Annotated in this window: 3 protein-coding genes and 1 pseudogene; all 4 read left to right on the top strand. The window is 50.8% G+C overall.

Translation table 11 applies throughout. The annotated features are described in order from the left end of the window. A pseudogene (locus V8L71_RS20125) lies at positions 1-974 on the top strand (hypothetical protein); the annotation flags it as partial. A 34-nt stretch (positions 975-1,008) separates the two neighbouring features. After that, positions 1,009-3,771: an NERD domain-containing protein gene (locus tag V8L71_RS20130; protein WP_336275268.1), complete on the top strand. Its 2,763-nt coding sequence runs from the start codon at positions 1,009-1,011 to the stop codon at positions 3,769-3,771. Then, positions 3,768-5,171, top strand: coding sequence for a tetratricopeptide repeat protein (locus tag V8L71_RS20135; RefSeq protein ID WP_336275269.1), 1,404 nt, complete (start codon positions 3,768-3,770; stop codon positions 5,169-5,171). The genes V8L71_RS20130 and V8L71_RS20135 overlap by 4 nt, the downstream gene beginning before the upstream one ends. A 118-nt stretch (positions 5,172-5,289) precedes the next feature. Continuing rightward, positions 5,290-5,424 carry a hypothetical protein gene (locus tag V8L71_RS20140; protein ID WP_336275270.1) on the top strand — a complete coding sequence of 45 codons (135 nt, stop codon included), beginning with the start codon at positions 5,290-5,292 and terminating at the stop codon, positions 5,422-5,424. The last annotated feature ends 86 nt before the right edge of the window (positions 5,425-5,510 follow it).

The following is a 5,510-nucleotide window of genomic DNA, read 5'->3' on the forward strand; positions in this document are numbered from 1 at the left end:
CAGCACGGTGGGTTTTGGCAATAACGGGCTTGCGAAAGCCAACTTGCACGGGGCGAATGATCAAAAAGTGCTCGCTGGCGGTGATAGGGAAAGTGTCGGCGCCGGCTTCACGGATTCAGGAAGGAGTTACTCTAAACTGCAATCCATATTATCGCTACGGCTCTAACCGGTCCGAAGGCGAACTGGAAACCTTACTCCAGTGTGATGCTCTCAAGGAGCTGGTCAGCTACGCCATCGGCTGCATGATGGGCCGCTACTCGCTGGACAAGCCCGGCCTGATTCTCGCCAGCCAGGGCGAAACCGTCCGCGACTACCTCGCCCAGATCCCCGAGCCAAGCTTCGCCCCAGATGACAACGCCATTATCCCCCTGACCGATCAGGAGTGGTTCCCCGACGACGCCACCAACCGCTTCCGCGATTTCGTGCGCACCGTCTGGGGCGAGGAACACCTGCAGGAAAACCTCGACTTCGTCGCTGAAAGTCTCTGCCTTCACGCCATCAAACCCAAGAATGGAGAGGCCGCGCTGTATACCATCCGCCGCTACCTCAGCACCCAGTTCTTCAAGGATCACCTGCGCACCTATAAAAAACGCCCCATCTACTGGCTATTCAGCTCCGGCAAGCAGAAAGCCTTCGAGTGCTTGGTCTACCTGCACCGCTACAACGAAAGCACCCTGGCCGAGATGCGCACCGACTATGTCATCCCGCTCACCACCAAGCTCGCCAGCTACGTGGAAAAGCTAGAACAAGACAAAGACGCCAGCACCTCCGCCGCCGAAGCGAAAGCGATTGAGAAAGATCTAAGCAAGCTCTACAAGCAGCAAGCCGAACTCAACACCTTCGACGAGAAGTTGCGTCACTATGCCGACCAACGTATCTCGCTGGATCTGGATGACGGGGTGAAGGTGAACTATGGCAAGTTTGGGGATTTGTTGGCTGAAGTGAAGGCTGTGACGGGGGAGAAGGCGGGCTAATAATACCCTCGCCTCAAATTAAGGAACTGCAAGGATGGCAATGAAGGCATATCGCGGCAGACAGTTTGACCACACGCATGAAAACAAGGCGTTCGATCGATTGTACGATGCTCTTAGCATGCATTGTCTGTCCACCAATCAAGACTGGCGCTTGTTAGCCAATTTTTACGTTGGTGGCCGGGAACTGGATGCGCTGCTCATAAAGCCCAACGCGCTGATCATTATTGATTTCAAGGCATTCAGCGGAACCCTGACGTTTTCTGAAAGCGGGCCATGGATGATGACCGATGAGTCCGGCCGCAGTGTGGAAGTGAAAGGCGGTGCCAGCGTTAACCCACTACGCCAGCTTACAATCAACAAACACGCCCTGATCGACTTTCTTAGTCGCAACATGGCTGATCTAAATACCACTTGTAACTGGCGCCATACCGCAGCACTGGTCGCTTTTCAGGGAACGGTAGAGTTTGACGCACGCCACCTGCCCGGTGGCATCAAGCCCTGGTTTTATATCACTGATGAACGTCAGCTTATTAGGGATCTGGACGCCATCGTGAGCAAGGAAATCTCGCTGCCTCCGGCAGATATCGAGAGAATGACTAAGCAGTTGGGTATTGAACTCTATGTACCAGCTGGCGTACCCGACGTGAGACTACTGGGAGAAAGGCTGGAAGATACGAGCACAAGAGTTGCCCTCACACATCAACAAAGCGCGCTCTTGCAGCAGCTACGTCAATGGTTGCAGAGTGCGACCGGTTTATTCCGTTTAGCTGGCATGGCTTCAACGGGCAAGCGCTTCCTGTTTCCCCACGTAGTAGAGGAAATTGGCGCTGCTGGATACGAAGTACTGCTGCTTATTCCCAGCGTGCGGCTCTCCGGCACTTATCATCATTCGCAGGCACAACCCACCTCAATATACACCTGGTTATACAGCCGTGAACCAGACAATTTTGAGGTCATAAATGACCGCAAAATCGGTATTCACAAAATAAAGCAAGGCTTGTTGTCGCCATGCCAGATTCCTGTGCTTGTTGATGCGCACCTGCTGAGTGACGAAGAGTTCAAGATAACCGACAGGCGCTATGGTTCTGGTCACTTGATTCAGGATTTCCTGTCAGTAATAGAGTCGTACAAAGCCCCTTTTGTGGTTATCGGCGACCCATACCAGACTCCGCGTGGCTCACAGCAGCGTAGCCTGATGACCGATAGCTTGTTGGAACATCGGCAGCTGTCTGTAGTGGGGGAGTTATTGTCCGAGCAGGTTGTGCCTGATCCGCAAGATGCGTTAAGTCAGTTTCAATCCCACCTGGTCAGCCGCGTGATCAACACCCGGTTCAACTCTCTGCCCCGTGTTGTCGGAAAACGATTGCAGATCCAGGATGAGAGCAACAAGACTAACTGGGAGCCAGACGTCAGTAATGTGTGCGCGGAATCTATTCTGCTTTGTGCGACCCATGAACAAAACCGCAAAATCAACGCTGCTGTTAAAACTAGAATTCTGGGCCACACAAGTCCATTACGACTGGGTATCAGGGATAGGGTCGATTTCTACAACCGTACACCGATCATTACTGCTGATTCCGAAACTTGGGCGAGCTCTGAACTGCGCTGGATAAGTGCTGGCGAAATAGCGCTTATTGACGGTGTCGACGAGGGTATTGAAACACATAGTGTGCAGTTACGCGGAAGAAGCAAGCCTACCTACCTGCACTTCCAGCTTGCTCACTGTCGTTTACCCGGTGTCGGTGAGGTAACGTTCCGTTATCTGATAGATTTCTACGAAGCAGAACGTCCTGAACTGACCACAGACCAAGTGCTTGCATTACAGGTACTGGCCCGTCAGCTTGCCAAGCCATTGCTAACTGAACGGAAGGAAAGGCTGCCAGATAAGAAGGATCCGGCCTACGCGGAAGCCCGTGCAAGCTATGACCGTTACGAATACCAGATTCTCCAAGCCCAGGGTTATGCTACTGCTGCTCTGATTCGCCCTGCGCATGTAATGACGCTGCATAGAGCTCAGGGGCGACATTGGCCCTGCGTGTGGGTGAACGCATCCCGCAGCTCTTCGGGTGGGAAACCTAACAATGCTGACTATTTTCGTTGGCTATACACTGCCTCTACCGTCGCTGAAGAACAGCTGGTCGTTCGACAGATGCCTGCGCTCACGCCCTTGATTTACGCCACTGTTAGCCGAGCCCATGATCTCCGAGTAGGGCCGTTTGCCGTCAATGCAGGACTGTTCTACGACTCTGCTCGGCAGCCGAAAGAGCAAGAAGCATCTATTGTTCCACCCCCAGGATTTAGCGATACCGAGTTATTGCCACTGCTGCTGGCTTTGCGCGAGCGCCTTGAGAAATCAGTATGGCGCATTGGAGAGTGGAACGAGTATCCATTTCAGGTGGTAATAAAATTCATTGAGCGCGATCAGCAAGCTGATGTCGCCGTACGGCTTCACTACGACAAGAAGAAAACCATCACCACAAAGGTCTTCATCAGCGGCAATCCAGAAGATCAAGTATCCATTGACAAGCTTATTAGTGAGCCATTTCATGCACAAAGCTCCGCCCTGCAAGATGTCCTTGATACAGTTTTAGAAAAACTGGCGTTTCATGGTTTCAGCCTTGCTCATGTAACCGAAAGTGATTATCTCCTTCAACTGGTATTTGTAGGAGGCGAAGACGCTGTAGATGTACATATCAATGCAGATAAACGAGGTATGGTTAGCTCCATACGAATTAGCCGAGCAACTTCAGAAAAAGCGATCACTCGCTTTACCAATGCTATGGAGGCCCTAGCATGAGTATCTTTGACGATATCAGGGAGCTCAAATCAAACAATAATTTAGAGGGAGCCTGGCAGGCCGGCTATCAGGTATTACAGCAAGATAAGCACAATGAATTCTTGAAAACATCGCTATTCTGGGTGATCTATGCGGCACTGAAATTGAAAGCAGAGCCTATCAAATCACGTGAAAACAATACTCCACGACCATCTGAACAACAGGCGATCGATCTGTGGGCGTCACGCATATCTGACTTGGAGCTTACCCTACCGAGCGATAACATTGATTTCAGGTTATGGAACCTTTTCAACAAGATCGGAAAGTTTTGTGAACCTATTTGCTCCTTTATATTGATGTCTGGGAGCAAGCTATTTAATGCTGACGACCATAAGCCCTTTGTTACCGACAAAGGCGAATCACCCAGCACCGTTCAGAAGCTGGCCAGAATGGTTGCTGCATGCTACCTGCTTAACAGTGAAGGAAGCACATTGTTAGCGCCTCGGATCGTAGCGTTTCTCAAATATGCTGAAGAGGTCGCGGAAGATTCGCCTGCAGGAAAGGTCTGGCTAGCGTACGACAAGGCCAAAGTCTTTTGGCAGGCTGGTGAACTGCAAAGGGCGAGAGACGCATATTTGACAGTTCTTCAACGTAAACGCAGTGAGTCATGGGCCTGGTTCGGCCTAGCGACGACTTATGAAGATGAGCCGTACGTTGCAATCAAACTTCTGGCAAATGGATTATCTTCTGCCCATGACCCGAAATTCAGTATCCAGGGCCTGATTCAGATCGCCGAGCGATTCCATGAGACCGGAGCGGATGATAATGCATCCAAGGCACTGAGCAAACTCCTGGAGATATACAGCCAGAATGGATGGGCGCCCCGGGATAATATCTTGGAGTTGACCTCATCCCCCTGGTACGACGCCTCAATTGATTATAGTGACTTTGATGCAATTACTCGGAGCTTATCGGCAGGTGCGGAGCAATACACCATTGCCAAGCCAGAGCGTTATGCCGGCATTCTGCAAAATGTTCATGCCTCTTTAAAAGGCGCGAATATTTACGTATCCCGAGATATGACGCTGTCTGCGAGGAAAGGAGTTTTTCCCAAACGTAGTTTTCCCGAGCCAGGCACACCCCTTGAGCTGCTCTGCGATTTATCTTCAGATAAGCCTGAAGTAGTTTCAGTGAAGGTTAGCGACCATTTTGAATCCCCGGATATTCGTTTATTTGATGGCACACTGAGCATCACCGAGAGAGGGTTTGGCTTTGTGAGTGGCGACATATTTGTTCATGCTTCGCTGGCATCGACACTGCCAGATAACTGCCAAACGAAGGGCCTTGCAGTAGCAGCTTTTGATAAAGCGAAAAACAAGTATGGCTGGAGAGCTATCAGTCTCCACTCTAAAGATGGCTAGCCTCACGATCCGGCAAAATCACATGCATCTAAGATCAAGTCGTTATGAAAGCTTTATGCGCGCTAGGTGACATGGATAAAGCTATCCGACAACAATATAAGCGCGACAAGGACCAGGCATGGCCAAATACGAAGTAAAACAGACCGCAGTAAGCCAAGTGCTGGCGGATGTGCGCAGCGATAAGATTGCCATCCCGGAGCTGCAACGGCCATTTGTGTGTAAGCGCGCCATAAACCCCATCTACCCACATTAACGTAGGCTGATCACACTGATGGTCTCTTTAATTTTGGAGATCATCATGAGCCGCGAACTCAATTCCACTCAAGCATTTTGGCTAGG

The organism is Vreelandella indica, from assembly GCF_037070225.1.
GTDB lineage: Bacteria > Pseudomonadota > Gammaproteobacteria > Pseudomonadales > Halomonadaceae > Vreelandella > Vreelandella arctica.

Bases quoted from the DNA above. Each gene is read 5' to 3' on its own strand.
- V8L71_RS20135 (WP_336275269.1), top strand. From the start codon at position 3,768: ATGAGTATCTTTGACGATATCAGGGAGCTCAAATCAAACAATAATTTA.
- V8L71_RS20140 (WP_336275270.1), top strand. From the start codon at position 5,290: ATGGCCAAATACGAAGTAAAACAGACCGCAGTAAGCCAAGTGCTGGCG.
- V8L71_RS20130 (WP_336275268.1), top strand. From the start codon at position 1,009: ATGGCAATGAAGGCATATCGCGGCAGACAGTTTGACCACACGCATGAA.